Annotated in this window: 25 protein-coding genes and 1 pseudogene; 20 read left to right on the top strand and 6 right to left on the bottom strand. The window is 53.2% G+C overall.

Going from position 1 to position 23,843, the window contains the following annotated elements:
* The first annotated feature begins 302 nt into the window (after positions 1-302).
* From NR177_RS14295 to ruvX, 8 genes and pseudogenes are all read left to right on the top strand, one after another.
* Positions 303-1,694, top strand: a complete 1,392-nt coding sequence (locus NR177_RS14295) for a sugar porter family MFS transporter (protein ID WP_063880830.1) — start codon at positions 303-305, stop codon at positions 1,692-1,694.
* Between the two features lie 212 nt (positions 1,695-1,906).
* Positions 1,907-2,221: pseudogene (locus NR177_RS14290) on the top strand (methyl-accepting chemotaxis protein); the annotation flags it as partial.
* Positions 2,222-2,312: 91 nt separating this feature from the next.
* Complete coding sequence (locus NR177_RS14285) at positions 2,313-2,825, top strand: SprT family zinc-dependent metalloprotease (protein ID WP_074181059.1); 513 nt, start codon at positions 2,313-2,315, stop codon at positions 2,823-2,825.
* 75 nt (positions 2,826-2,900) lie between these two features.
* Complete coding sequence (gene endA / locus NR177_RS14280) at positions 2,901-3,608, top strand: deoxyribonuclease I (protein WP_145394478.1); 708 nt, start codon at positions 2,901-2,903, stop codon at positions 3,606-3,608.
* Between the two features lie 73 nt (positions 3,609-3,681).
* A complete protein-coding gene (gene rsmE / locus NR177_RS14275) occupies positions 3,682-4,413 on the top strand; it encodes a 16S rRNA (uracil(1498)-N(3))-methyltransferase (protein ID WP_096011789.1) in 732 nt (243 codons plus the stop codon).
* 115 nt (positions 4,414-4,528) lie between these two features.
* A complete protein-coding gene (gshB, locus tag NR177_RS14270) occupies positions 4,529-5,473 on the top strand; it encodes a glutathione synthase (RefSeq protein ID WP_063880834.1) in 945 nt (314 codons plus the stop codon).
* 85 nt (positions 5,474-5,558) lie between these two features.
* The gene (locus tag NR177_RS14265) at positions 5,559-6,122 is read left to right on the top strand and encodes a YqgE/AlgH family protein (protein ID WP_063880835.1); all 564 of its coding nucleotides are present in this window, start codon (positions 5,559-5,561) and stop codon (positions 6,120-6,122) included.
* Positions 6,122-6,538 carry a Holliday junction resolvase RuvX gene (gene ruvX, locus NR177_RS14260; RefSeq protein WP_063880836.1) on the top strand — a complete coding sequence of 139 codons (417 nt, stop codon included), beginning with the start codon at positions 6,122-6,124 and terminating at the stop codon, positions 6,536-6,538. Before NR177_RS14265 ends, ruvX begins: the two co-directional genes overlap by 1 nt.
* Here the strand turns inward: ruvX and NR177_RS14255 are convergent.
* Complete coding sequence (locus NR177_RS14255; protein ID WP_241568282.1) at positions 6,535-7,530, bottom strand: type IV pilus twitching motility protein PilT; 996 nt, start codon at positions 7,528-7,530, stop codon at positions 6,535-6,537. The two genes, ruvX and NR177_RS14255, sit on opposite strands and share 4 nt — an antisense overlap.
* 15 nt (positions 7,531-7,545) lie before the next feature.
* Between NR177_RS14255 and NR177_RS14250 the strand changes: the two genes are divergently transcribed.
* The 4 genes from NR177_RS14250 to hemW are packed head-to-tail and all read left to right on the top strand — an operon-like array spanning position 7,546 to position 10,567.
* Positions 7,546-8,253 carry a YggS family pyridoxal phosphate-dependent enzyme gene (locus NR177_RS14250; RefSeq protein WP_256853118.1) on the top strand — a complete coding sequence of 236 codons (708 nt, stop codon included), beginning with the start codon at positions 7,546-7,548 and terminating at the stop codon, positions 8,251-8,253.
* A 12-nt stretch (positions 8,254-8,265) separates the two neighbouring features.
* Entirely contained in the window at positions 8,266-8,820 is a 555-nt protein-coding gene (locus NR177_RS14245; RefSeq protein ID WP_063880839.1) for a YggT family protein, read from the top strand.
* A gap of 21 nt (positions 8,821-8,841) precedes the next feature.
* A complete protein-coding gene (locus NR177_RS14240; protein ID WP_063880840.1) occupies positions 8,842-9,435 on the top strand; it encodes an XTP/dITP diphosphatase in 594 nt (197 codons plus the stop codon).
* Positions 9,428-10,567 carry a radical SAM family heme chaperone HemW gene (gene hemW / locus NR177_RS14235; RefSeq protein WP_063880841.1) on the top strand — a complete coding sequence of 380 codons (1,140 nt, stop codon included), beginning with the start codon at positions 9,428-9,430 and terminating at the stop codon, positions 10,565-10,567. Before NR177_RS14240 ends, hemW begins: the two co-directional genes overlap by 8 nt.
* Before the next feature lie 63 nt (positions 10,568-10,630).
* On the opposite strand, the gene NR177_RS14230 is transcribed toward hemW, so the two are convergent.
* Positions 10,631-11,365: a GntR family transcriptional regulator gene (locus NR177_RS14230; RefSeq protein ID WP_063881249.1), complete on the bottom strand. Its 735-nt coding sequence runs from the start codon at positions 11,363-11,365 to the stop codon at positions 10,631-10,633.
* A 465-nt stretch (positions 11,366-11,830) separates the two neighbouring features.
* Between NR177_RS14230 and NR177_RS14225 the strand changes: the two genes are divergently transcribed.
* Genes NR177_RS14225 through NR177_RS14215 form a run of 3 tightly spaced genes read left to right on the top strand, consistent with a single transcriptional unit; the run spans position 11,831 to position 14,008 of the window.
* Positions 11,831-12,292, top strand: coding sequence for a PTS sugar transporter subunit IIA (locus NR177_RS14225; protein ID WP_256853117.1), 462 nt, complete (start codon positions 11,831-11,833; stop codon positions 12,290-12,292).
* Between the two features lie 25 nt (positions 12,293-12,317).
* Entirely contained in the window at positions 12,318-12,587 is a 270-nt protein-coding gene (locus tag NR177_RS14220) for a PTS sugar transporter subunit IIB (RefSeq protein WP_096011794.1), read from the top strand.
* 44 nt (positions 12,588-12,631) lie between these two features.
* Entirely contained in the window at positions 12,632-14,008 is a 1,377-nt protein-coding gene (locus tag NR177_RS14215; RefSeq protein ID WP_096011795.1) for a PTS ascorbate transporter subunit IIC, read from the top strand.
* A gap of 193 nt (positions 14,009-14,201) precedes the next feature.
* Here NR177_RS14215 and NR177_RS14210 read toward each other — a convergent pair whose 3' ends face one another.
* The 4 genes from NR177_RS14210 to melR form a co-directional block, all read right to left on the bottom strand.
* Complete coding sequence (locus NR177_RS14210; protein WP_063880845.1) at positions 14,202-14,918, bottom strand: DUF2884 domain-containing protein; 717 nt, start codon at positions 14,916-14,918, stop codon at positions 14,202-14,204.
* Positions 14,919-14,960: 42 nt separating this feature from the next.
* Complete coding sequence (locus NR177_RS14205) at positions 14,961-15,287, bottom strand: YggL family protein (protein ID WP_063880846.1); 327 nt, start codon at positions 15,285-15,287, stop codon at positions 14,961-14,963.
* Positions 15,287-16,006 carry a tRNA (guanosine(46)-N7)-methyltransferase TrmB gene (gene trmB, locus NR177_RS14200; RefSeq protein WP_256853116.1) on the bottom strand — a complete coding sequence of 240 codons (720 nt, stop codon included), beginning with the start codon at positions 16,004-16,006 and terminating at the stop codon, positions 15,287-15,289. Before trmB ends, NR177_RS14205 begins: the two co-directional genes overlap by 1 nt.
* 197 nt (positions 16,007-16,203) lie before the next feature.
* Complete coding sequence (gene melR, locus NR177_RS14195; protein ID WP_063881250.1) at positions 16,204-17,136, bottom strand: transcriptional regulator MelR; 933 nt, start codon at positions 17,134-17,136, stop codon at positions 16,204-16,206.
* Positions 17,137-17,401: 265 nt separating this feature from the next.
* Here melR and NR177_RS14190 point away from each other — a divergent pair, with 265 nt between their 5' ends.
* From NR177_RS14190 to mltC, 5 genes are all read left to right on the top strand, one after another.
* Positions 17,402-18,757, top strand: coding sequence for an alpha-glucosidase/alpha-galactosidase (locus tag NR177_RS14190; RefSeq protein WP_256853138.1), 1,356 nt, complete (start codon positions 17,402-17,404; stop codon positions 18,755-18,757).
* Between the two features lie 84 nt (positions 18,758-18,841).
* Entirely contained in the window at positions 18,842-20,260 is a 1,419-nt protein-coding gene (gene melB, locus NR177_RS14185) for a melibiose:sodium transporter MelB (protein WP_145394474.1), read from the top strand.
* A gap of 254 nt (positions 20,261-20,514) precedes the next feature.
* Positions 20,515-21,600 (top strand): A/G-specific adenine glycosylase, encoded by a 1,086-nt coding sequence (gene mutY, locus NR177_RS14180; protein ID WP_063881251.1) that lies wholly within the window; start codon positions 20,515-20,517, stop codon positions 21,598-21,600.
* A complete protein-coding gene (locus NR177_RS14175) occupies positions 21,600-21,872 on the top strand; it encodes an oxidative damage protection protein (RefSeq protein ID WP_013027107.1) in 273 nt (90 codons plus the stop codon). Before mutY ends, NR177_RS14175 begins: the two co-directional genes overlap by 1 nt.
* A 52-nt stretch (positions 21,873-21,924) precedes the next feature.
* On the top strand, positions 21,925-23,004 hold the full coding sequence (gene mltC, locus NR177_RS14170; RefSeq protein ID WP_063880850.1) for a membrane-bound lytic murein transglycosylase MltC: 1,080 nt from the start codon (positions 21,925-21,927) through the stop codon (positions 23,002-23,004).
* Positions 23,005-23,843 lie beyond the last annotated feature (839 nt).

Here is a 23,843-nt window from a genome sequence, read left to right as displayed (position 1 = left end):
TGTGTTAACGCTTACAATTTGAAACGCTTTATATATCGGCTATTTAGGAATTTATCGCCGTAGTTATTCTTCTGAAAATGCGTTATTTTCAGCGTCATCTGATAGGCGTTAAACAGGACATTGTCAGAAACTTCGAGGGTGCTATACCTCACTGGTTACTTGACCTTTCTGGGTTGTAAATGCTGGATTTCAGGGTTTCAGCAAGTGTAAGCGATTACATCAATGTGATCGGGCTCACTTTTTGCTCAGTTAAGGTTTTTTAACATCGATAACAACAATGATGGATAATTTTGGAGGCAACCATGCCTGGCAATTCACATAAAAGCAGAACCTCAAATAAGGCAATGACCTTATTTGTCTGCTTTCTGGCAGCCCTCGCAGGCCTGCTGTTTGGGTTGGATATCGGCGTTATTGCCGGTGCTCTGCCCTTTATCGCGAAGGACTTTAACGTCACTGCCCATCAACAGGAGTGGATTGTCAGCTCCATGATGTTTGGTGCAGCGATCGGTGCCATCGGCAGCGGCTGGATGTCATCCCGTCTGGGCCGTAAGAAAAGCCTGATGGCCGGTGCGATTCTGTTTGTTATTGGCTCACTCTGGTCAGCCATGGCACCGAACCCTGAAATGCTGATCAGCGCACGTGTGCTGTTGGGTCTGGCGGTAGGTATCGCCTCTTACACCGCGCCGCTTTATCTTTCAGAGATTGCCCCTGAAAAAATCCGCGGCAGCATGATCTCCCTGTACCAGTTGATGATCACCATCGGTATTCTGGGTGCTTATCTTTCCGATACGGCGTTCAGCTTTACAGGTAACTGGCGCTGGATGCTGGGCGTTATCACTATTCCTGCCCTGCTGCTGCTGGTTGGCGTGTTCTTCCTGCCTAACAGCCCACGCTGGCTGGCGGCGAAAGGCAACTTCCGCGATGCGCAACGCGTACTGGATCGCCTGCGTGATACCAGTGAGCAGGCAAAGCGCGAGCTGGATGAGATCCGTGAAAGCCTGAAGATCAAACAGTCAGGCTGGGGATTATTTACCAGTAGCAGCCACTTCCGTCGTGCGGTGTACCTGGGCATTCTACTGCAGGTTATGCAACAGTTTACCGGCATGAACGTCATCATGTATTACGCACCGAAAATTTTTGAGATTGCAGGTTTCTCAAATACCACCCAACAGATGTGGGGAACGGTGATTGTCGGCCTGGTTAACGTACTGGCAACCTTTATTGCTATCGGTCTGGTGGATCGCTGGGGCCGTAAGCCTACCCTGATTCTGGGCTTCCTGGTCATGGCGGCCGGTATGGGCGTTCTTGGCACCATGCTGCATATGGGCATTCATTCGTCAGGCGCGCAGTACTTCGCGATTGGCATGCTGCTGATGTTTATCGTGGGCTTTGCCATGTCAGCCGGTCCGTTGATCTGGGTTCTGTGTTCTGAAATTCAGCCGCTGAAAGGACGCGATTTCGGTATCACCGTGTCAACGACCACCAACTGGATCGCCAACATGATTGTCGGCGCAACCTTCCTGACCATGCTGAATACGCTGGGCAATGCACCGACCTTCTGGGTTTACGGTCTGCTGAACGTCTTCTTCATCGTACTGACGGTTATGTTAATTCCCGAAACCAAAAACGTTTCGCTGGAGCACATTGAACGTAACCTGATGGCAGGTAAAAAGCTGCGCGACATCGGTCAGTAAGCCTCCGCTTTTCATGTGTATCCCACAGCCAGTCAGTGAAAACTGACTGGCTTTTTTGCTGGCGTTTTACCGGCGTTCTCTCTCGAAAAATCCCCCGCCTTATTATTGTCCAGCCATGGCTATTCGCCCGTAGTCACCGTCGCTGCTTCATTTTTCTTTCAAAGATGCCCGCGGCCCCGGAACAGACTGCCGCCAGTATGGCGCAGATTCGCGCCGTGAAAGATATCTCCGCCCTGATTGAAGCGTCCGCCGTGCGGGTCGAAAATGGTGTCGTACTGGTCAACGATGCGGGCAAAACCATGCATGAGATGACGACTGCCGTTTCATCCGTGCAGCATATCATCGGTGAAATCGTTGCCGCCTCCGATGAGCAGGCTCGCGGCATTGCGCAAGTGACCATCGCCGTCAACGAAATGGATGGGACCACGCAGCAGAATGCCGCGCTGGTTCAGCAGATGTCAGCTGCGTCGAGTTCTCTTGAGGACCAGGCCCGGCAACTGGCGCAGACGGTTAAGCAGTTTCATTAAAAAGCGGGTGGTGCCGGTCGGCCAGCATACCTTTTTTGCAGGCGGTGTATTGCTGTTGAGTTCCTCGCCTGCGCCGCTTATGCTGAGCGCCATGAAAACAGCCCGCCTTCCCATTGCCCTGCAACAAGCCGTTATGCGCGCCCTGCGTAGCGCGCTTGAGCGGGCCAATGAAAAGCTTGAACGCCATTATCCTGAGCCAACGCTGGTTTATCAGCAGCGTGGCACCGCCGCTGGCACGGCCTGGCTGGAAAAATGGGAAATTCGCCTCAATCCCGTCCTGCTGATGGAAAATCAGCAGGCCTTTATTGAAGAAGTTGTTCCCCATGAGCTGGCCCATTTGCTGGTGTGGAAAACCTTTGGCCGCGTCGCGCCCCATGGCAAAGAGTGGAAATGGATGATGGAGAGCGTTCTGGGCGTGCCGGCACGGCGCACTCATCAGTTCGAAGTCGAGTCGGTGCGCAGCCGCACTTTTGCTTATCGCTGCCAGTGTCAACAGCACCAGCTTACCGTGCGTCGCCATAACCGCGTGCTCCGTGGCGAAAGCGAGTACCGCTGCGTGCACTGCGGTAGCCTGTTGAAAGCCGACGTCTCTCCCCTCTCCTGAACGGATTCTCATTCCGCCTGCGCCTGCATTCTGGTACCCTGCCGCCCTTTTAAGGATCAGGGGTAAAACTGGAATATGTCTCGCAAATTAATCATAACCACGGCGCTGTTACTGGCATCTTTTAACAGCCAGGCCCTTAACCTCGATAACTATCATCAAAATAATTTTCAGCAGGCCAAAGCCTTCGCCGCAGAGATTAACCAGGATGCGCCAGGCAGCTTTTATTGTGGCTGTAAGATTAGCTGGCACGGCAAAAAGGGCGAGCCTGACCTGAACAGTTGTGGTTATCAGCCGCGCAAAAATGCCAACCGCGCCGCGCGTATTGAGTGGGAACATGTGATGCCTGCCTGGGAGTTCGGTCATCAACGTCAGTGCTGGCAGAATGGCGGCCGCAAAAATTGCAGTAAAGATGCCGACTACCGCCGTATCGAAACCGACCTGCACAATCTGCAGCCGGCCATCGGTGAGGTGAATGGTGACCGCGGTAACTACGCTTACAGCCAGTGGAACGGCACTGAAAAGCAGTACGGTCAGTGCACCATGCAAATTGATTTTAAAAACAAGCAGGCGCAGCCGCCAGAGCGGGCTCGCGGCGCAATCGCCCGCACTTACTTCTACATGCGTGACCAGTATCATCTGCGCCTGTCGCGTCAACAAACCCAGTTATTCACGGCCTGGGACAAGCTCTATCCGGTGAGCAAATGGGAATGTGAGCGCGACCAGCGCATCGCGCGCGTACAGGGGAATCATAATCCTTATGTGCTCGAGGCTTGCAAGCGTTAAAATCCCTGCCCTAAACTAACGGTTTCACCGCCCCGCCGCGTTAATCCCGCGGCGTTTAGCTCTCAGGGACCTTATGCGCATACCTCGCATTTATCACGCACAGCCTGTTCACGTTGGCAGTGAAATTACGCTGGACGACGACGCCGCCAACCATGTTGGCCGCGTGCTCCGTATGACCAGTGGGCAGCATGTAGAACTGTTTGATGGCAGTAATCTGACTTTCGCAGCAGAAATCACGCATGTTGATAAAAAACGTGTAAAAGTATCCATCACGGCAAGCCAGGAAGACGATCGCGAATCACCGCTTTATCTGCATCTCGGTCAGGTGATGTCTCGCGGCGAAAAAATGGAATTTACTATTCAGAAATCGATCGAACTGGGTGTAAATGTTATTACACCGCTGTTTTCTGAACGCTGTGGTGTCAAACTGGATGCCGAACGTCTGGCAAAAAAAATTCAGCAGTGGCAAAAAATTGCCATTGCCGCCTGCGAACAGTGTGGTCGTAACCGGATACCTGAAATCCGCCCGGCCATGACGCTGGAAGCCTGGTGCAGTGAAGCAGAAAGTGGGTTAAAACTAAATCTGCATCCGCGCGCCAGCCACAGCATCAATACGTTGCCCCAGCCGGTCGAACGTATCCGCCTGTTGATTGGTCCGGAAGGTGGGCTGTCAACGGATGAAATTGCCATGACGGCGCAGCATGGTTTTACCGATATTCTGCTTGGCCCACGGGTTTTACGCACCGAAACCACGGCACTGACCGCCATCACGGCACTTCAGGTGAGGTTTGGTGACCTGGGTTAAGCGATACTTTTAGCTTCATCGGGTCGCGCTCAGCACAAACCGCGTCCTGACTGTTCAGCCCCTTTTCGCCCGAACGGAACGAGACGGTAATCCCCGCCTCCTTCAGGAGATAATAATGATCAAGCTTGGCATCGTGATGGACCCGATCTCATCCATCAACATTAAGAAAGACTCCAGCTTTGCAATGCTGCTGGAAGCACAGCGCCGTGGTTACGAAATTCACTACATGGAGATGAACGATCTCTCCCTGCGCGGTGGAGTGGCTTTTGCCCGCACTCGCCTGCTCAGCGTGGAACAGAATGCCGAAAGCTGGTATCAGTTTGGCAGCGAGCAGGTGATTAAACTGGCTGACCTGAACGTCGTGTTGATGCGAAAAGATCCGCCATTCGACACCGAATTTATCTACTGCACCTATATCCTGGAGCGCGCAGAAGAACAGGGCACGCTAATCGTCAACAAGCCGCAAAGCCTGCGCGACTGTAACGAAAAACTGTATACCGCCTGGTTCGCAGAATTCACGCCAGATACGCTGGTCACCCGTTCTAAGCAACAGCTGCGGGCGTTCTGGCAGGAGCATGGCGATGTCATTATGAAGCCGCTGGACGGCATGGGCGGCGCGTCCATTTTCCGCGTGAAGCAGGACGACCCGAATTTCGGTGTTATCGCAGAAACCCTGACTGAACATGAAAGCCGTTACTGCATGGCGCAAAATTACCTGCCGGCGATCAAAGACGGTGATAAGCGCGTTCTGGTGGTCGATGGCGAACCGGTTCCCTATTGCCTGGCGCGTATTCCGCAGGGGGGAGAAACCCGCGGTAACCTGGCGGCTGGCGGACGCGGCGAAGCTCGCCCGCTGAGCGAAAGCGACTGGGAAATTGCCCGCCGTGTCGGCCCTGCCCTGAAGGCCAAAGGCCTGATTTTTGTCGGGCTCGACATTATTGGTGATAGACTGACTGAAGTTAACGTGACCAGCCCGACATGCATTCGTGAAATCGAGGCCGCGTTCCCTGTCTCCATCACCGGTATGCTGATGGACGCCATCGAGAAGCGCCTGGGCTGAGCATAACGCTGGGGCCATGCTCCGTGATCAACCCAACACCGGTGCAGATGTCGCGCACCGGTTATCTTTGGTAAAGCATGTGAGAATGAATTTACAGCATCACTTTTTAATTGCCATGCCATCGTTGCAAGATCCCTTTTTCAAACGTTCTGTGGTCTACATTTGCGAGCATAACGAAGAAGGGGCAATGGGGCTGATTATCAATAAGCCGATGGAAAACCTGACGGTTGACGGCATTCTGAAAAAGCTCAAGATCGCCGAAGAAAACCGCGACCCGGCAATCAATCTTGATAAACCGGTGTTCAGCGGTGGTCCGCTGGCAGAAGATCGCGGCTTTATTCTGCATTCGGCACAGCGAACCTTTACCTCCAGCATTCGCGTCTCAGACAACACCGTGATTACCACCTCACGCGACGTTCTGGAAGCGATTGGCACGGCCTCACAGCCCGATCATGTGCTGGTCGCGCTGGGTTATTGTGCCTGGGAAAAAGACCAGCTTGAAAACGAGCTGATGGAAAACGCCTGGCTGACCACACCGGCTAACAGCAACATCCTGTTTCAGACGCCGATCTCTGAGCGCTGGCGTGAAGCCGCACGCAGCATTGGCGTTGATATTCACAATATGGCCAGCGATGCAGGTCACGCCTGATGAATACACAAACGTTGTTAGGTTTTGACTTCGGCACCAAAAGTATCGGCGTCGCGGTGGGACAACAGCTGACGGGCAATGCCCGCCCGTTGAGTGCGCTCAAGGCGCAGGATGGCACGCCTGACTGGCTGCAAATCGAAAAACTGCTCAAAGAGTGGCAGCCTGATTTTGTGGTGGTGGGATTACCGTTAAATATGGACGGCACTGAACAGCCTTTGACCGCGCGCGCGCGCAAGTTTGCTAACCGCCTGCATGGTCGTTTCGGCATTCGCGTGGAGCTGCAGGATGAGCGCCTCAGCACCGTCGAAGCGCGAGCCGATCTGTTTGAACGGGGCGGTTATCGTGCGCTGAACAAAGGATCAGTGGATTCACAGTCAGCGGCAATTATCCTGCAGGACTGGTTTGAAACCCATTAAGCAATAACGCCTTCGGCCTGACGGGCCAGACGGCTCTGCTCAAACGTTTGCATTCCGGCCTGCGCGCCGGTTTGCAAAATGGCAGGAATCTGGTGCATTTTGCCTTCCCGAATCAGGTTGATGACCGCACTGGTCGTAATCAGCACCTCAAACAGCCCGACTCTTTTCTCATCGATGGCAGAAACCAGCTGCTGCGCAATAACCGCTTTCAGGCTGCCCGCCAGTTGCGTGCGTATCAGATTTTTTTCATCTGCAGGAAACACATCCACCAGCCTGTCCACCGCCTGAACCGCGCCGCGCGTATGCAAGGTTGCCAGCACCAGATGTCCGGTTTCTGCGGCGGTCAGTGCCTGACGAATGGTGTCACTGTCGCGTAGTTCACCCAGCATAATCACGTCAGGATCTTCCCGTAAAGCCGCTTTCAGGCCCAGACTAAACGACCGGCAATGCAACCCGACTTCGCGCTGTTGAATCAGGGATTGCTGGCTGTGATGAATAAACTCAATCGGATCTTCCAGCGTCAGAATATGCCGCGCCTGCAGCCGGTTGATGGCATCGACCATAGCCGCCAGCGTGGTCGATTTACCACTGCCGGTTGCGCCGGTAATCAAAATCAGCCCGTCCTGTTTATCCAGTAAGGTCGGCACCACCTCCGGCAGGCGCAACGCTGCCAGCGTGGGACAGTGGCTGGCAATAATACGCAACGCCAGTGACAGCCCGTTACGCTGCCTAAACAGATTGGCGCGGAGGCGTTGTCCACTCACCAGGGTTAACGCAAAATCCAGCTGCCCTTCTTGCTTCAGCTGCGCCTGCTGTTCAGTGTCCAGCCATGCCGAGGTAAACCGCGCCATCCAGTCAGCAGACAGGACAGGCTGGTCGGGAAGCGTTTCAAGCCTGCCCTGACGGCGCCAGTACGGCAAATGTCCGTTACAAAGGTGCAGATCGGCGGCGTTATGCTTTACACTAAGCGCCACTATTTCATCCAAATCCATTTTGATCTCCAGACTATGACTTCAATCCAGCACAACCTACAGCAAGTCCGTCAGCGAATCGCTGCTGCTGCAACCCGTTGCGGCCGGGCACCAGAAGAAATTACGTTACTTGCAGTAAGCAAAACGAAGCCTGCGAGCGCGGTCGAAGAAGCCGCAGCGGCGGGTCAGATTGATTTTGGTGAGAATTACGTTCAGGAAGGGGTTGAAAAAATTCAGTCCCTGGCCTCACATCCTGGATTGATATGGCATTTCATTGGTCCCCTGCAGTCCAATAAAAGCCGACTGGTAGCCGAACATTTTGCCTGGTGCCACACCGTCGATCGCCAGAAGATCGCCCAGCGGCTCAACGATCAGCGGCCTGAACATCTGCCGCCGCTCAATGTCTTAATTCAGGTAAATATCAGTGACGAAAACAGTAAATCTGGCATCATGCTGGATGCGGTTGCCGAACTGGCTCAGGAGATTACCGCCATGCCGCGTTTGCGGTTGCGCGGGCTGATGGCGATTCCGGCACCCGAACAGGATTATCAGCGACAGCTGGCGGTATGCCAGCAAATGGCTGATGCATTTCACCAGCTAAAACAGCAATATAGTAATGTTGACACCCTTTCACTGGGGATGAGCGATGACATGGAGGCGGCCATCGCCGCTGGCAGTACTCTGGTGCGCATTGGCACCGCTATATTTGGCGCGCGTGATTACACACAACCTTCACAACAATAATTGAGGAACTTCATGTTAACAATGACGTTTTTAGTAAAAACGATAATCGATCTCTACGTCATGGTGCTGCTGCTGCGCATCTGGATGCAGTGGTCACGTTGTGATTTTTATAATCCGCTTGCCCAGTTTGTGGTGAAGATTACTCAGCCGATTGTGAAACCCTTACGTCGTATCCTGCCTGCACTGGGTCCGATCGATACGGCATCTCTGTTGTTAGCCTTTGTACTGACAACGCTTAAATACCCGCTTCTGCTGCTCATCCAGGTCGGCGTGTTCTCTGTCGATCCCACCAATTTGCTGGTTGGGCTGCTGTCGTTGCTGAAATCTGCCGGCTATTTGGTGTTCTGGGTGATTATCATTCGCTCCCTGATGAGCTGGATCAGCCAGGGCCGCGGTGCGATGGACTTCGTGCTGATCCAACTGACCGAGCCATTAATGGCGCCGATTCGCCGCATTCTCCCTGCCATGGGCGGCATCGACTTCTCAGCCATGATTGTGATTCTGGTGCTGTATGCCCTGAATTTCCTTGGCATGGATCTGTTCCCGGGTCTCTGGTATTTGCTGTAAATGAATCAAACTGGAACTGTTATGCAAAAAGTTGTTCTTGCCACCGGTAATCCCGGCAAAGTACGTGAACTGGCGGATCTGCTCGCCGCCTTTGGTCTGGATATCGTGGCGCAAACCGAACTCGGCGTGGAATCCGCCGAGGAAACCGGCCTGACCTTTATCGAAAACGCCATCCTGAAAGCGCGTCATGCCGCGCAGCTTACCGGGCTTCCTGCTCTTGCAGACGACTCCGGGCTGGCCGTAAATGCGCTGGGTGGCGCACCCGGGATTTATTCTGCCCGCTATGCCGGTGAAGAGGCCAGCGACCAGCAGAACCTGGAAAAACTGCTTCAGGCGCTGGAAAACACGCCCGACGGGCAACGTCAGGCACAGTTCCACTGCGTGCTGGTCTATTTACGTCATGCTTCTGATCCCACGCCGCTGGTGTTCCACGGTAGCTGGGACGGGGAAATTACCCGGACGGCAGCCGGTAACGGTGGGTTTGGTTACGATCCCGTGTTCTATGTTCCGGCATTGGGTAAAACCGCCGCCGAACTGACTAAAGCAGAGAAAGGAAAAGTCTCTCATCGTGGTAAAGCATTGACGCTGTTACTGGAAGCGATGCGTAATGCCTGATTTACCGCCTCTGAGTTTGTACATCCACATTCCCTGGTGTGTACAGAAATGCCCCTACTGTGATTTTAATTCTCACGCCTTAAAGGATGAGGTGCCGCACGTTGAATATGTGCAGCACCTGCTGCGCGATCTTGAAAACGATCTGCCGCTGATTCAGGGTCGCGAGGTTCGCACGGTGTTTATCGGCGGCGGAACGCCAAGCCTGTTAAGCAGCAGCGCCATGCAGATGTTGATGGATGGTGTGCGCGAGCGCCTGACGCTGACGGCAGATGCGGAAGTCACGATGGAAGCGAACCCGGGCACGGTAGAAGCTGACCGCTTCAGCGCTTATCAACGCGCCGGCATTAACCGCATCTCCATTGGCGTACAGAGCTTCAGTCCGCAGAAGCTGGAACGACTGGGCCGTATCCACGGGCCAGACGAAGCGAAACGCGCCGCCGAACTGGCTCAGGGGTTAGGCTTACGCAGCTTCAACCTTGACCTGATGCATGGCCTTCCCGATCAGTCACTGACGGAGGCGCTGGACGATTTACGCCAGGCGATTGCGCTCAATCCACCGCATCTTTCCTGGTATCAGTTGACCATTGAGCCGAATACCTTATTTGCCTCTCGCCCGCCCACACTGCCGGATGATGACGCCCTGTGGGATATTTTCGAGCAGGGTCATCAGTTGCTGACCGCCGCCGGTTATCAGCAATACGAAACCTCGGCCTATGCCAGGCCGGGCTACCGCTGTGAACATAACCTGAACTACTGGCGGTTTGGTGACTATCTCGGCATTGGCTGTGGTGCGCACGGCAAACTGACCCAGCCCGATGGCCGCATTGTCCGCACGATAAAAGTGCGTCATCCGCGTGGCTTTATGAAGGGAAACTATCTCGACAAGCAGTACGACGTTGTGGACAGTGATAAGCCGTTTGAGTTCTTTATGAACCGTTTTCGTTTGCTGGAGCCCGCGCCGCGTGCTGACTTTAGCCGCTATACCGGGCTGGATGAAACGTGGGTTCGCCCGCAGATCGACCAGGCGCTTGCCGCAGGCTACATCACCGAAACGCCGGAATATTGGCAGATTACAGAGAAGGGCAAACTGTTCCTGAACACGTTGCTGGAGCTGTTTTTAGCGGAAGCGTAGCGCCTTCCCGGCCCGGAAGCCTGACGCCACAGGTGAGCGTAACCGGGCCGTTTGCACCGCCGTTCAACCGCGCTCGGTATTCTGCCTTAGCTGTAACAGCCTCGTGTTAATAATGGCGATGTTAACCTCACAGGGCATGCCATCATCCAGATAGACGGTTTCGTTGATCTCCAGCGCCGCATCATTCGCATTAAAATTCAGCAGCCTGAGCTGCTCACCGTCGGTAACGTTGATGGCATTCAGTTGCTGATCACGACGCTGAATTTTCTTGCCGGTGATCTGTTCAATGTACGAATATTTTGAGATTTCCAGTCGCCCAAACTCCATGCTGTTAAACAGGCTGACGGGCAGATGGATATATTCCAGTGCGACAGGGATGTCATCAAAGCACATCAGACGAACGATTTTGTATATCTGGTCGCTGTTCTTGATGCGTAAAGCCTGCGCCATATCGGGCCCGGGCACTTTGATAATGCTGGCAGTGAGCACCTTCCTGACCGCTTTGTGTCCTTTTTTGTGCGCCTGATAATCAAACGGCGAAAGCGCATGAAACCGGCCAGAATGATTACTCTTGCCGATTGAGCCGACGAACAGGCCCGAACCTTTTACCCGATAAATGCGCTGCTGCTCAATAAGGATTCGGGTAGCTTCCCGCACCGTCGCCCGGGTAATGCCAATGTTCTTGGCAATGGCAATTTCCGTGTCCAGCTTATCGCCCGGCAGAAGGCCATCCTGCATGATCTTCGTCAGAATATAGTCGACAACCTCTTTTTGCTTCTCTGTAATGCCATCGAACATCAGCATGTTCCCGAATAGTGTGCCCGTGCCTGCGGTGCGCTACAGCAACGCCTTTACGCCTGATTTCCGTCACGACGTGCCAGTAAGAAAGGACCCAGATGTGATCCAGCTAACGATTTTGCACTCAAATCCTCTTCGTCCAGCCAGAAATGATTCTTGCATATTGTATCTGTACAGGTCGAGGTGCATCATCAAGATGACTAGACAGGTTAAACATGTCTATACGTACGAAACGTTTTTTGCAACAGCGAATGTTCAAAACTGATGCGTGCAGTCAAAATAAAAATCATAATTTATAATGGCTTATATTTATTTTCTTTTTCATCCTGCTGCCAGCCGTTTTGCTGGATGAAACGGAAAAGGGATGACAGCGTGAAGAAACAAAGAAAGCTGACTGTACAGCTTGATGAATGCGGCGAGCCTGCATCCTGACTTTTTTGCATAACCTTTTATCCAGGATAACGTATGGCGAATCTGACCCAATGGCTGAATGCTGACAAAATTCACTATCTTGAACGCGTTTCCGACTGGAAAGCCGCGATTCAGATCACTGGCGATCCCCTGCTCAGAGAAGGTGCGATTTCGCAGGATTACATCGACACGATTATCCGCCTTAAAGAGGAAACCGGCCCCTACTTCGTTATCGCGCCGCGCATTGCCATGCCGCATGCCCGCCCTGAGCAAGGCGCAATGAAGCTGGGGCTCTCCGTGGTGAAGCTTGCAAACCCGGTCACCTTTGATGCGGGGGAAAACGATCCTGTCGACATTCTTTTCATGTTCTCCGCCCCTGACAGCAACAGCCACATCGAGATGATCTCGCAGCTGGCTGAAGTCTTGACTGACGACGCCATCATGGAACGCGTGTACCAGGCACAAAGCCAACACGCGTTGTGCGCGGTGCTGTTAGCAAACGACATGTCCAATTAACCTATTCAACTTCAAAGAGGTTTTTATGAAAATTATGGCAGTGTGTGGTTCAGGCCTGGGAAGCAGCTTCATGATGGAAATGAACATCAAAAAAGTGCTTAAAGCGATTGATGTCACGGCGGACGTTGAGCATTCCGATCTCGGCTCAGTGACACCGGACGTGGCGGATGTGTTTGTTATGGCAAAAGACATCGCCTACAGCGCTAACCTGCCGCCGGAAAAAGTCATCATCATTAATAACATTATCGACCTGAAAGAAGTTGAGCAAAAAATTCGCGAGTACTTCAATAAATAATCCTGTCACCCACTTATAAAAGAACACTTACCGCTGAGGTTATTATGTTTATACAAAACCTTTTACTGGTAGTTGTCGACGTGCTGAAAGTCCCCTCTATTCTGGTCGGACTGGTGGCGATGTTCGGTCTGATCGCGCAACGCAAACCGCTGCCGGATGTGATAAAAGGCACGGTAAAAACCATCCTGGGTTTTTTAGTACTGGCAGGCGGTGCCACGGTGTTGGTTGGTTCACTAACGCCGCTGGGGGATATTTTTAAGCACGCATTTAACGTTCAGGGAATTATTCCAAATAATGAGGCGATGGTGTCTATCGCCCTGGCGAAGTATGGCGCGCCCACGACGCTTATCATGGCGTTTGGCATGGTGGCAAATATCACCGTTGCCCGTTTTACCCGCCTGAAATATATCTACCTCTCTGGTCATGTGACCTTTTATATGGCCTGTATGATTGCCATTATCCTGTCGGTGGCCGGATTTGAAGGCGTGCAGCTTATTTATACCGGCTCGCTGACGCTGGGAATGTTAATGGCTTTTTTCCCGGCACTGGCTCAGCCCTATATGCGTAAAATCATTGGGCACGATCAGGTTGCACTGGCGCATACCGGCACGGTGGGTTATGTCCTGTCAGGCTGGATAGGCTCTCTGGTGGGCAAAGGTTCAAAATCCACTGAAGAGATGAACATGCCAAAAAACCTGAGTTTTTTGCGTGACAGCACCATCTCGATTTCCCTGACGATGATGATCATCTATTTTATTTTGTCCGTCTCAGCGGGCAGGGAATATGTGGAGAGTCAGTTCAGCCACGGACAAAACTATCTGGTGTACTCGTTTGTGCAGGCTATTACCTTCGCTGCGGGTGTCTTTATTATCCTTCAGGGCGTGCGTTTAATTCTGGCGGAAATTGTACCGGCATTTACCGGGTTTTCAGAGAAGCTGGTGCCCAACGCGCGTCCGGCACTGGACTGCCCTATCGTTTTCCCTTATGCGCCTAATGCCGTTCTGGTTGGCTTTATTTCCAGCTTTGTCGGCGGACTGGTGGGGCTGTTTATTCTTGGACAGCTGCACTGGATATTAATCCTGCCAGGTGTCGTACCGCACTTTTTCTGCGGCGCAACGGCAGGCGTATTTGGTAATGCAACCGGCGGTAAACGCGGGGCAATGTTAGGGGCCTTTGCGCACGGTATTCTGATTACCTTCCTGCCGGTCGCCTTATTACCTGTGCTGGGTGCCATCGGCCTGACCAACACCACCTTCTCGGACACCGATTTTGGCGTTACGGGGATACTGCTGGGTAATATGGCCAGGTTCCTTGATAAGGGAACGATCACCATGGTGATCACGGGAATTTTTGCCCTGCTGGTTATTTATAACTACGTTGCCAGCAACAAAACGGTCGCTAAAGAGGTTAACAACGACTAAATCCTGTCAGGGGCTGATGAATTCAGCCCCTTTTGTTTTGCAACAGATTCAGGAAGGGCGCAACTTTGATGACGCCTGAACACGGACGTCTTCATCGCCCGGGCGCACAGGCCCTGAGGACGGGCGACCACTGGCTCAATGAACCGCACGGTGAAGGGCAGACGACCCGCCGGAGCAGGCCCTCTGTGAAGCATTACTTCAGCGAACTGACCAGTGTTTTCCGGTCTTTCTCCAGAGCAATAACCCGGTTACAGACCGCTTTCCCAAACTGCTGGAAGTCGGCTTCCTGATTATTCCACTCGCTCTGAATGGCGTTTTGCAGGCCGCCAAGATTCCCCATCAACCCCTGCAAACCGCTGCCGCCACCGTTGGACATGGCTTTGCTACCCATCTCATTGATGCTGTCCTGCAGAATACCGCCCATCGCCTGATTAACCAGTTGCTGACCATCGGCACGAACCTGATCGATCGCCTGATGATGGAAGGTTAAACCATCACTGCGATGCTCAATAATGCGGTTCATCTGGGTTTTTAACTGGGTATTCAGCGTTGCCAGCCGCTCATGTAACCGGCTGGATTCCCCGACTTGCTGGGTGATGATGTTATCCAGCGCAGCACGCCCTTTCTCCAGACGGGATGTGGCACCGTTATCGATCCAGGGAAGATCGCGACGTAAGGCATTTTGATAATCAATCGCCTTCTGACGGTTAGCCGCATTCATCGTCATTTTCTGACCGTTGAACTGCACATCGCCCAGCGTCGAGATCTGCATGTTGCCGTTTTCACCCACCACCTGCACGTTTTGTGGCGTAATAACAACATCATCCTGTGGTTTGACACTGCACTCCCAGGCGGCCTGGGCCTGCGTTGCTGCCAGTAAAAGACCGGCGACCAGCGCGTTACGAATCATACAATCTCCCTGTGTGGGTGTGAAAGCGACACTGCTGGTAACTTAGTCCCACCAGACGTCAAAGAGTTCGGTCACTTTCACATCCTGCAGCTTGCGGTCGTCCAGCCACTTGCGTACCAGCTCACGATGTTCATCGGTGCATTTACCGGTTTGCTCCAGGCAAATCAGCCCTTCCCATGCCAGATAACCGCTACCATCGAAAGCCAGACCATTAGGCGCGATCGCTTCATTGATGAACTGATTCAGGGTTTCGTCGATGTCACTTTCAGCGGTGCCCTCAGGAAAACGCCAGGCCACAGAAAAGCCCAGTTCCTGAAATTCATCAATATGTAATTTTTTACGTAAACGGCGGCTGCGTTGTGTGGCCATTATTTCACCCTCTCAAACATTAAATCCCATACGCCATGGCCTAAACGCTGCCCGCGCTGCTCAAATTTTGTCAGTGGACGCGTTTCCGGACGCGGCACATACGTGCTGTCTTCAGACAGGTTTTGATAACCTGCAATGCTGCTCATGACCTCAAGCATATGTTCTGCATAGGCTTCCCAGTCGGTCGCCATATGGAACACGCCACCCAGCTTAAGTTTACGCATCACCAGTTCGGCAAAGGGCACCTGCACAATGCGGCGTTTATTGTGACGGGCTTTATGCCACGGGTCCGGGAAGAAAAGCTGAACCATGCGCAGTGAGTTATCAGGAATCATTTTTTCCAGCACTTCAACAGCATCATGACACATAACCCGCAGATTGCTGACCTCCGCTTCTTTTGCAGAAGCCAGACAGGCCCCCACGCCCGGCGCGTGCACTTCAATCCCCAGGAAGTTTTGATGTGGCGTATTTTGCGCCATGGTCACCAGCGAGGCGCCCATACCAAAGCCAATTTCCAGGGTCACCGGCGCATCACGACTAAACAGCACAGGCAAATCAATGGGATCAGGCTGATATTCAACACCCATCTCCGGCCAGTAATTATCCAGCGCCAGCTGCTGGCCTTTGGTTAAGCGGCCCTGACGGCGCACAAAACTACGAATCCGACGCAACGGGCGTCCATTTTCATCATATTCCGGGGTGATGACATCATTAATCATGTAGAAGCCTGCTGGTTTGCCTGTTCTGGGAAACGGGCATTATGCAAAGTTCAAAAGCAGAAGCAAGCCTTTGCCACGTTCTGCTTTATTCCTGGGTGCCCTGAAGCGCGATTTCCTGCCTGAGTGTAGAGTAAACCGCAGAAATTTCCTTGTTGAGATCACCTGTCAGGATCTCGACGCATCACGCGAAAAACAGCTTATAAAGCCATCGTCTGCCGCCGCTGCTGACTCAGCTTACGATACTGCTGTGGAGACATGCCGACATATTTAGCAAATGTACTGTAGAAGCGGCTGCTGGATCGGAATCCGGCCGTCAACGCCACATCAAGCACGGTGATATCGGTGTCGCTCAATAACGCTCTGACATGGTTGATGCGCATGGCGGTAATGTACTGTTTTAACGTGAGCTGCATAACGCGCTGAAAAATGCCCATCGCATAATTGGCATTGAGCTTAACGTGTTCGGCTACGTCATTGATGGTCAAGGCCTGATCGTAGTTATCCGCAATAAATTCCAGCATCTGACTGACATAAAACTGGGCATGACGCGACACACTGTTTTTATGCGTGCGAGAGGTTTTGTTCACCCCTACCGGCTGCCATCCCGACAAACTAAAGCGTTTAAGCATCAGGCCAATTTCATCGACGGCAAGCTGGCGGATCTGTTCGTCGGGGCTGTTGAGTTCCTGCTGCCAGCGCTGCACTTCAAACACACTGAGCTGCTGCTTTGCCACAGACTTAATCACCATGCCATGAGTAACATGATTGATTAACTCTCTGTCGAGCGGCCAGGACAAAAACAGATGCATCGGCAGGTTAAGGATAGCCATGTTCTGGCAGTTGCCGGGACGCGTAAGCTGATGCGGCGTACAGGCCCAAAACAGCGTGATGTAACCCTGTTTAATCTGGACGACTTCATTATTGATCAGGTACTCCACGTCACCGTCAAACGGGACATTCACCTCCACCTGACCGTGCCAGTGGCTGGTGGTCATGGCCAGCGGCGGACGCAGTTCGATATCCATGCGCTGATATTCAGAATAGAGCGACAGCGGACTGCGGGTCTGCTTTTCATCGCTGCTACACATATGCGGGTCGGGTGGAAGCGGTACGCCAGGCTGCATCATCATCATTCCCTCTCCTGAATTATCAGAACCCTGCCATATCTGAAGGGCTCAGGCCAGTAGCAGAGGCCAAAAATGGGCGGTTCGCGTTAATAATTCTCTGCTTTTCAGGCCAGATACTCTTCTTTCCAGGTAAATTTATCCCAAAAACTCAGATCCGATGCTGGCGGCGGGCAGATCTGAGTTTTTGGGAATGCTCCCCTGATTAGAAGGAAGTTTCGTTAGTTACGGCGTGACACTATGACGTTATCCAACCTTGCAATGGAGCATCCTGATGTCTGCACCCAAAATTACGTTTATTGGCGCGGGTTCCACTATTTTCGTCAAAAACATCCTTGGCGATGTCTTCCACCGCGATGCGCTGAAGTCAGCCCATATCGCGTTGATGGATATTGATGCAACCCGGCTTGACGAGTCCTACACCGTGGTCAGCAAGCTGATGAGTTCGGCTGGCGCGGCAGGCCATATTACCTGCCACAGTGATCAGAAAACGGCATTAGTCGATGCCGATTTTGTGGTGGTGGCGTTCCAGATTGGCGGCTATGAACCCTGTACCGTCACAGACTTTGCGGTATGTAAGCGCTATGGCCTTGAGCAGACCATCGCCGATACGCTTGGCCCCGGCGGCATCATGCGCGCGCTGCGCACCATCCCGCACCTGTGGCAGATTTGTGAAGATATGACGGCGGTGTGCCCCAATGCCACCATGCTTAATTACGTCAACCCCATGGCGATGAACACCTGGGCGATGTACGCACGTTATCCGCATATCAAACAGGTTGGCCTGTGCCATTCCGTTCAGGGAACCGCTGAAGAGCTGGCGAACGATCTCAACCTCAACCCTGCCGATTTACGCTACCGCTCTGCCGGTATCAACCATATGGCGTTTTATCTGGAGCTGGAGCGGAAAACCGCAGAGGGTACCTACGTCAATCTGTATCCGGAACTGCTGGCCGCCTTTGACGCCGGGCAGGCACCGAAACCCAATATTCACGGCAATCCACGCTGCCCGAACCTGGTTCGCTATGAAATGTTCAAAAAACTGGGCTATTTCGTCACCGAATCTTCAGAACACTTCGCGGAATACACGCCCTGGTTTATCAAGCCGGGACGAGACGATCTGATTGAGCACTACCAGATCCCGCTGGACGAATATCCTAAACGCTGCGTAGAGCAACTGGATAACTGGCGTAGCGAACTTGAGCATTACAAGCGCGCTGAACGCATTGAAAGTAAGCCATCGCGCGAGTATGCCAGCGCTATTATGAATGCGATATGGACAGGCGAACCGGCCGTGATTTACGGCAATGTGCGCAATGATGCGTTAATCGACAATCTGCCACAGGGATGCTGTGTGGAAGTCGCCTGCCTGGTAGACGCCAACGGGATTCAGCCCACCAAAGTCGGCACGCTGCCGTCACATCTGGCGGCCATGATGCAAACCAATATCAATGTGCAAACGCTGCTGACCGAAGCCATCCTGACGGAAAACCGTGACCGGGTTTACCACGCTGCCATGCTGGACCCCCACACGGCAGCGGTGCTGGGCATTGAGGAGATTTATGCGCTGGTGGATGAGCTGATCGCCGAACACGGAGACTGGTTGCCCACCTGGCTTCACGCGTAACGTCTTTGTCTCCGGACATGCAGTCCGGCTGCTGCTGTATTCCATAACAGAAGGCGGGCGCTGGCAACAGCGTCCCGGTACCCGATGAGCATTTCAATAACGACAAAACTCAGCTACGGATTCGGCGCGTTTGGGAAAGATTTCGCTATTGGCATTGTTTATATGTATTTGATGTATTACTACACCGACGTAGTGGGTTTATCGGTTGGTGTCGTCGGTACGCTGTTTTTAGTGGCACGGATCTGGGATGCCATTAACGATCCGATCATGGGCTGGATCGTTAATGCCACGCGATCACGCTGGGGGAAATTCAAACCCTGGATTTTTGTGGGCACGCTGGCGAACTCGCTGGTGCTGTTCCTGTTGTTTAGCGCCCACTTATTTGAGGGCACGGCCCAGTTGGTGTTCGTCTGCGTCACTTACATCTTATGGGGCATGACCTACACCATTATGGATATCCCGTTCTGGTCGCTGGTGCCCACTATCACTCTGGACAAGCGCGAACGTGAAGAGCTGGTGCCCTGGCCGCGCTTTTTCGCCAGCCTTGCCTCCTTCGTCACCGCAGGCATTGCCCTGCCCTTTGTCAGCTATGTTGGCGGTGACAATCGCGGATTAGGCTTCCAGATGTTTACCCTGGTGTTAATTGCCTTTTTTATCGCATCAATGTTGGTGACGCTGCGAAACGTGCATGAAGTCTATTCGTCCACTGACGATGAAACCACGGATGGCAGCCGGTTGGGACTGAAAGCCATTGTCGCCCTCATCTATCGTAACGATCAGCTTTCCTGCCTGCTGGGAATGGCGCTGGCTTACAATGTCGCGGCTAACATCATTACCGGCTTTGCCATCTACTATTTCACCTACGTTATCGGCGATGCCGCTCTTTTCCCCTACTATCTCTCTTATGCCGGTGCGGCGAACCTGGTGACGTTAATCCTGTTCCCGAAACTGGTGAATATTCTGTCGCGCCGAATTCTGTGGGCGGCGGCGTCCGCACTGCCCATACTGAGCTGTGGCGTGCTGTTTGCCATGGCGCTGGCGGGCTATCACTCCACTCCGCTGATTGTGGTGGCCGGCATCTTGTTAAATACCGGTACTGCCCTTTTCTGGGTGCTCCAGGTGATCATGGTGGCGGATACCGTCGATTACGGTGAATACAAGCTGCATGTGCGCTGCGAGAGCATTGCTTATTCGGTGCAGACCATGGTGGTGAAAGGCGGTTCAGCCTTTGCCGCTTTCTTTATCGCCGTGGTGCTGGGGATAATTGGCTATATGCCTAACATCGCACAGTCACAGGAAACCCTGGTAGGTATGCAATTTATTATGATCGCACTGCCCGCGGTATTTTTTATGCTGACGCTACTGCTCTATTTCCGTTTCTACAGGCTGAACGGCGATATGCTGCGGAAAATCCAGATCCATCTCCTGGATAAATATCGTAAACCGCCGGCGTCAGAAGCGATTCCGGTCAGGAGCCTTGCGATACCTGGATCTGAACCGTAAAAGCCGCACGCCGGGCTTTTAATACCGGGTTTCGAACAGCCACAGCAGGCCAGGTGCATATCATCTGGCCTGTTGCTGTCTGGCGTTTGGGATTGATGCTGGCGCGCCCGTGGCGACTCGCCCAGGGGCGGTCAAGGCAACGCATCCGATGGGCCTGAATGAAACAGGCCTTTTCAATCTTCCGGTTTACTCTCACGTGCGCTTATGCTGGAATTCCTGCCCGAATGTCGCGTAATCACGGAAATATCCCCTTTATGATGCAAGCCCCGCAGTTCGCGCAACAGGTGCTGGACTGGTATCAGCGCTTTGGCCGTAAAACCCTGCCGTGGCAGTTGGAAAAAACACCTTATAAGGTGTGGCTGTCTGAAGTCATGTTACAGCAAACCCAGGTGACCACCGTTATTCCCTACTTTGAACGCTTTATGGCGCGGTTTCCTACCGTCAGCGATTTAGCCGCCGCGCCCCTGGACGAGGTATTGCATCTCTGGACCGGTCTGGGTTACTACGCCCGGGCGCGCAACCTGCATAAAGCGGCAAAACAGGTCGTGGATGTTCATGGCGGCGAGTTTCCCCGCAACTATGATGACGTCGCCGCTTTGCCTGGCGTGGGACGTTCTACCGCTGGCGCTATTTTGTCTCTGTCGCTGGGTCTGCATTTTCCTATTCTGGATGGTAACGTTAAACGGGTTTTGGCACGTTGTTACGCGGTAGGTGGCTGGCCGGGTAAAAAAGATGTCGAAAAACGCCTGTGGCAAATCAGCGAGGACGTCACCCCAGCCGAAGGCGTCAGTCAGTTTAACCAGGCAATGATGGACCTGGGCGCAATGGTGTGTACCCGCTCCCGACCGAAATGTGACATCTGTCCGCTTAACAGCGGATGCGAAGCCCGGGCGAACAACAGCTGGGCCAGCTATCCAGGGAAAAAGCCGAAACAGACGTTGCCGGCGCGCAGCGGCTGGTTTTTGATGATGCAACATGGCGACAAGGTCTGGCTGGAACAGCGTCCGCCGGTGGGCCTTTGGGGCGGATTATTCTGCTTCCCGCAGTTCACCAGTGAAGAGGCGATGACCGACTGGCTGACGGCACGAGGCATTCGGGCGAAACCTCAGCAGCTTACGGCGTTTCGTCATACCTTCAGCCATTTCCATCTGGATATCGTCCCAATGTGGCTGTCATGGCCTTCTGCCGGGGCATTAATGGATGAAGCGGGCGGTCTCTGGTATAACTTAACGCTGCCGCCGTCTGTGGGATTAGCCGCACCCGTAGAGCGTCTTTTGCACGAACTGCGCCATCCCCAGCAGTTGCCTTTAGGCCGCTGTGAGATTAACGAGGAAGAATAATGAGCCGCACTATTTTTTGTACTTTTTTACAACGTGACGCTGAAGGACAAGATTTCCAACTCTACCCTGGCGATCTGGGAAAACGCATTTACAATGAAATCTCGAAAGAAGCCTGGCAGCAATGGATGGCCAAGCAAACCATGCTGATCAACGAGAAAAAGCTCAACATGATGAACCCCGAAGATCGCAAAGTGCTCGAAAAGGAAATGATCAATTTCCTGTTTGAAGGCAAAGACGTCCACATTGAAGGCTATACGCCACCCGAAGCATAACCTTTTTGGCCTCAGTACTGGGGCCGTTTTCCAGGTCAGGCATGTATTTTAGATGAATAAAAAGCTGATAGCCCTGCTGGTGATTGCACCCCTTTTAGTTTCCTGTTCCGGAAAAAAGAACCCGACCTATTCAGAAGAGTGGGTGAAGGACACCAACGGATTTGACATCCTGATGGGGCAGTTCGCCCATAACATTGAGAACATCTGGGGTATCAATGAGGTTCTGATTGCCGGACCAAAAGACTACGTCAAATATAGCGACAACTATTACACCCGCAGCCATATCAACTTTGAAAGCGGTAATATCACTATTGAGACCATTTCCGGTACCGATCCCACGGCCAGCCTGCGTCAGGCGATCGTGACCACCTTGCTGATCGGCGAGGACCCGGGCAATGTCGATCTTTATTCTGATGTCAACGATATCCAAATCAGTAAAGAACCGCTGCTGTATGGTCAGGTACTGGATAACACCGGGCAGGCCATCCGCTGGCAGGGCCGCGCTCAGGCGTTTGCGGACTATTTGATTGCGAATAAACTGCAGCGTCGCAATTCTGGTCTGCATGTGATCTACTCGGTTACCATTCCGATGGTGCCTAACCATCTTGATAAGCGTGCGCATAAATATCTGCCGATGGTGCGTAAGGCTGCTGAGCAATATGGCGTTGATGCGTCTCTGATCCTCGCGATTATGCAGACCGAATCCAGTTTTAACCCCTACGCCGTCAGCCATTCTGACGCACTGGGTTTAATGCAGGTGGTACAGCATACCGCGGGCGTAGATGTGTTCCGCATGAAGGGTAAATGGGGCAAACCAAGCCGCAGCTACCTGCTGGACCCCGAGAACAACATTGATGCCGGTACGGCTTACCTGTCATTGCTGCAGCGCAGCTATCTGGCAGGCATTCAGGACCCGCTTTCGCGTCGCTATGCCGTCATTACCGCCTATAACGGCGGTGCAGGCAGCGTACTGCGTGTGTTCTCCAGCGATAAGGATCGTGCGGTTACTATCATTAACGGCATGTCACCCAGTCAGGTTTATCAGACGCTGTCTAAACAGCATCCGTCTGCGGAATCGCGGCATTATTTGTATAAGGTGAGTACGGCGCAGCGGAGTTATCATCGGTTTTGATGGGGGGCTGCCCGCCGGGCGATGGGTTGCTTACTCTGGCTATGAGAAGGTTCCGCCAGTCGGGCGTTGGGTTGTTTGGTCTGGCTATGAGAAGGTTTCGCCCGCCGGATGTTGGGTTGCTTACTCTGGCTGTGAGAAGGTTCCGCCCGCCAGGCGTTGGGTTGCTTACTCTGGCTGTGAGAAGGTTCCGCCCGCCAGGCGTTGGGTTGTTTGGTCTGGCTATGAGAAGGTTCCGCCCGCCAGGCGTTGGGTTGCTCACTCTGGCTATGAGATGGTTCTGCCCGTCGGGGAATGGGGTGCTTACTCTGGCTATGAGAAGGTTCCGCCCGCCAGGCGTTGGGCAGTTTCAGCCTGCCCGTGCAGGCGGACGTGTTAAGGGGCTTACGCCAGCCCCTTAACAATCCCGGCGTCCGGCAGCCGTCGCTGTTCCTTCGTCACTCACTGCGGCCTGACGGGCCGGCCGGATGCGCCCTCCGTGGCGCAGCCGTCCTCTTCGCGGCATCCCTGCCGCTCCGCCCTGGCCTCCGCTCTCTCCTCAGCGCTCCGGATGCCTCCTGAAAACCCACGCCTGTGAGATCGAATGTTTTCCCGGAAGGTCAGCTTTGTCTGTAATTAACTGCGTGCGGTTAAATGAATGCGGACGTTTAGGGAACAAAAAACTATCTTTATCTCAATATATTAGGATGCACTTTGGATGCCTACGAAAACCCACTCCTGTGAGGGCTTATATTTTTCCCGGAAGGTCGGCGTTGTCTGTAATTAACTGCGTGCGGTTAAATGAATGCGGACGTTTAGGGAACAGAAAAATATCTTTATCTCAATATATTAGGATGCGCTCC

The organism is Pantoea sp. Fr+CA_20 (assembly GCF_024520835.1).
GTDB classification, from domain to species: Bacteria; Pseudomonadota; Gammaproteobacteria; order Enterobacterales; family Enterobacteriaceae; genus Pantoea; species Pantoea allii.
The sequence above is the reverse complement of the archived record's forward strand: the minus strand, read 5'-3'. Positions and strand labels throughout refer to the sequence as shown.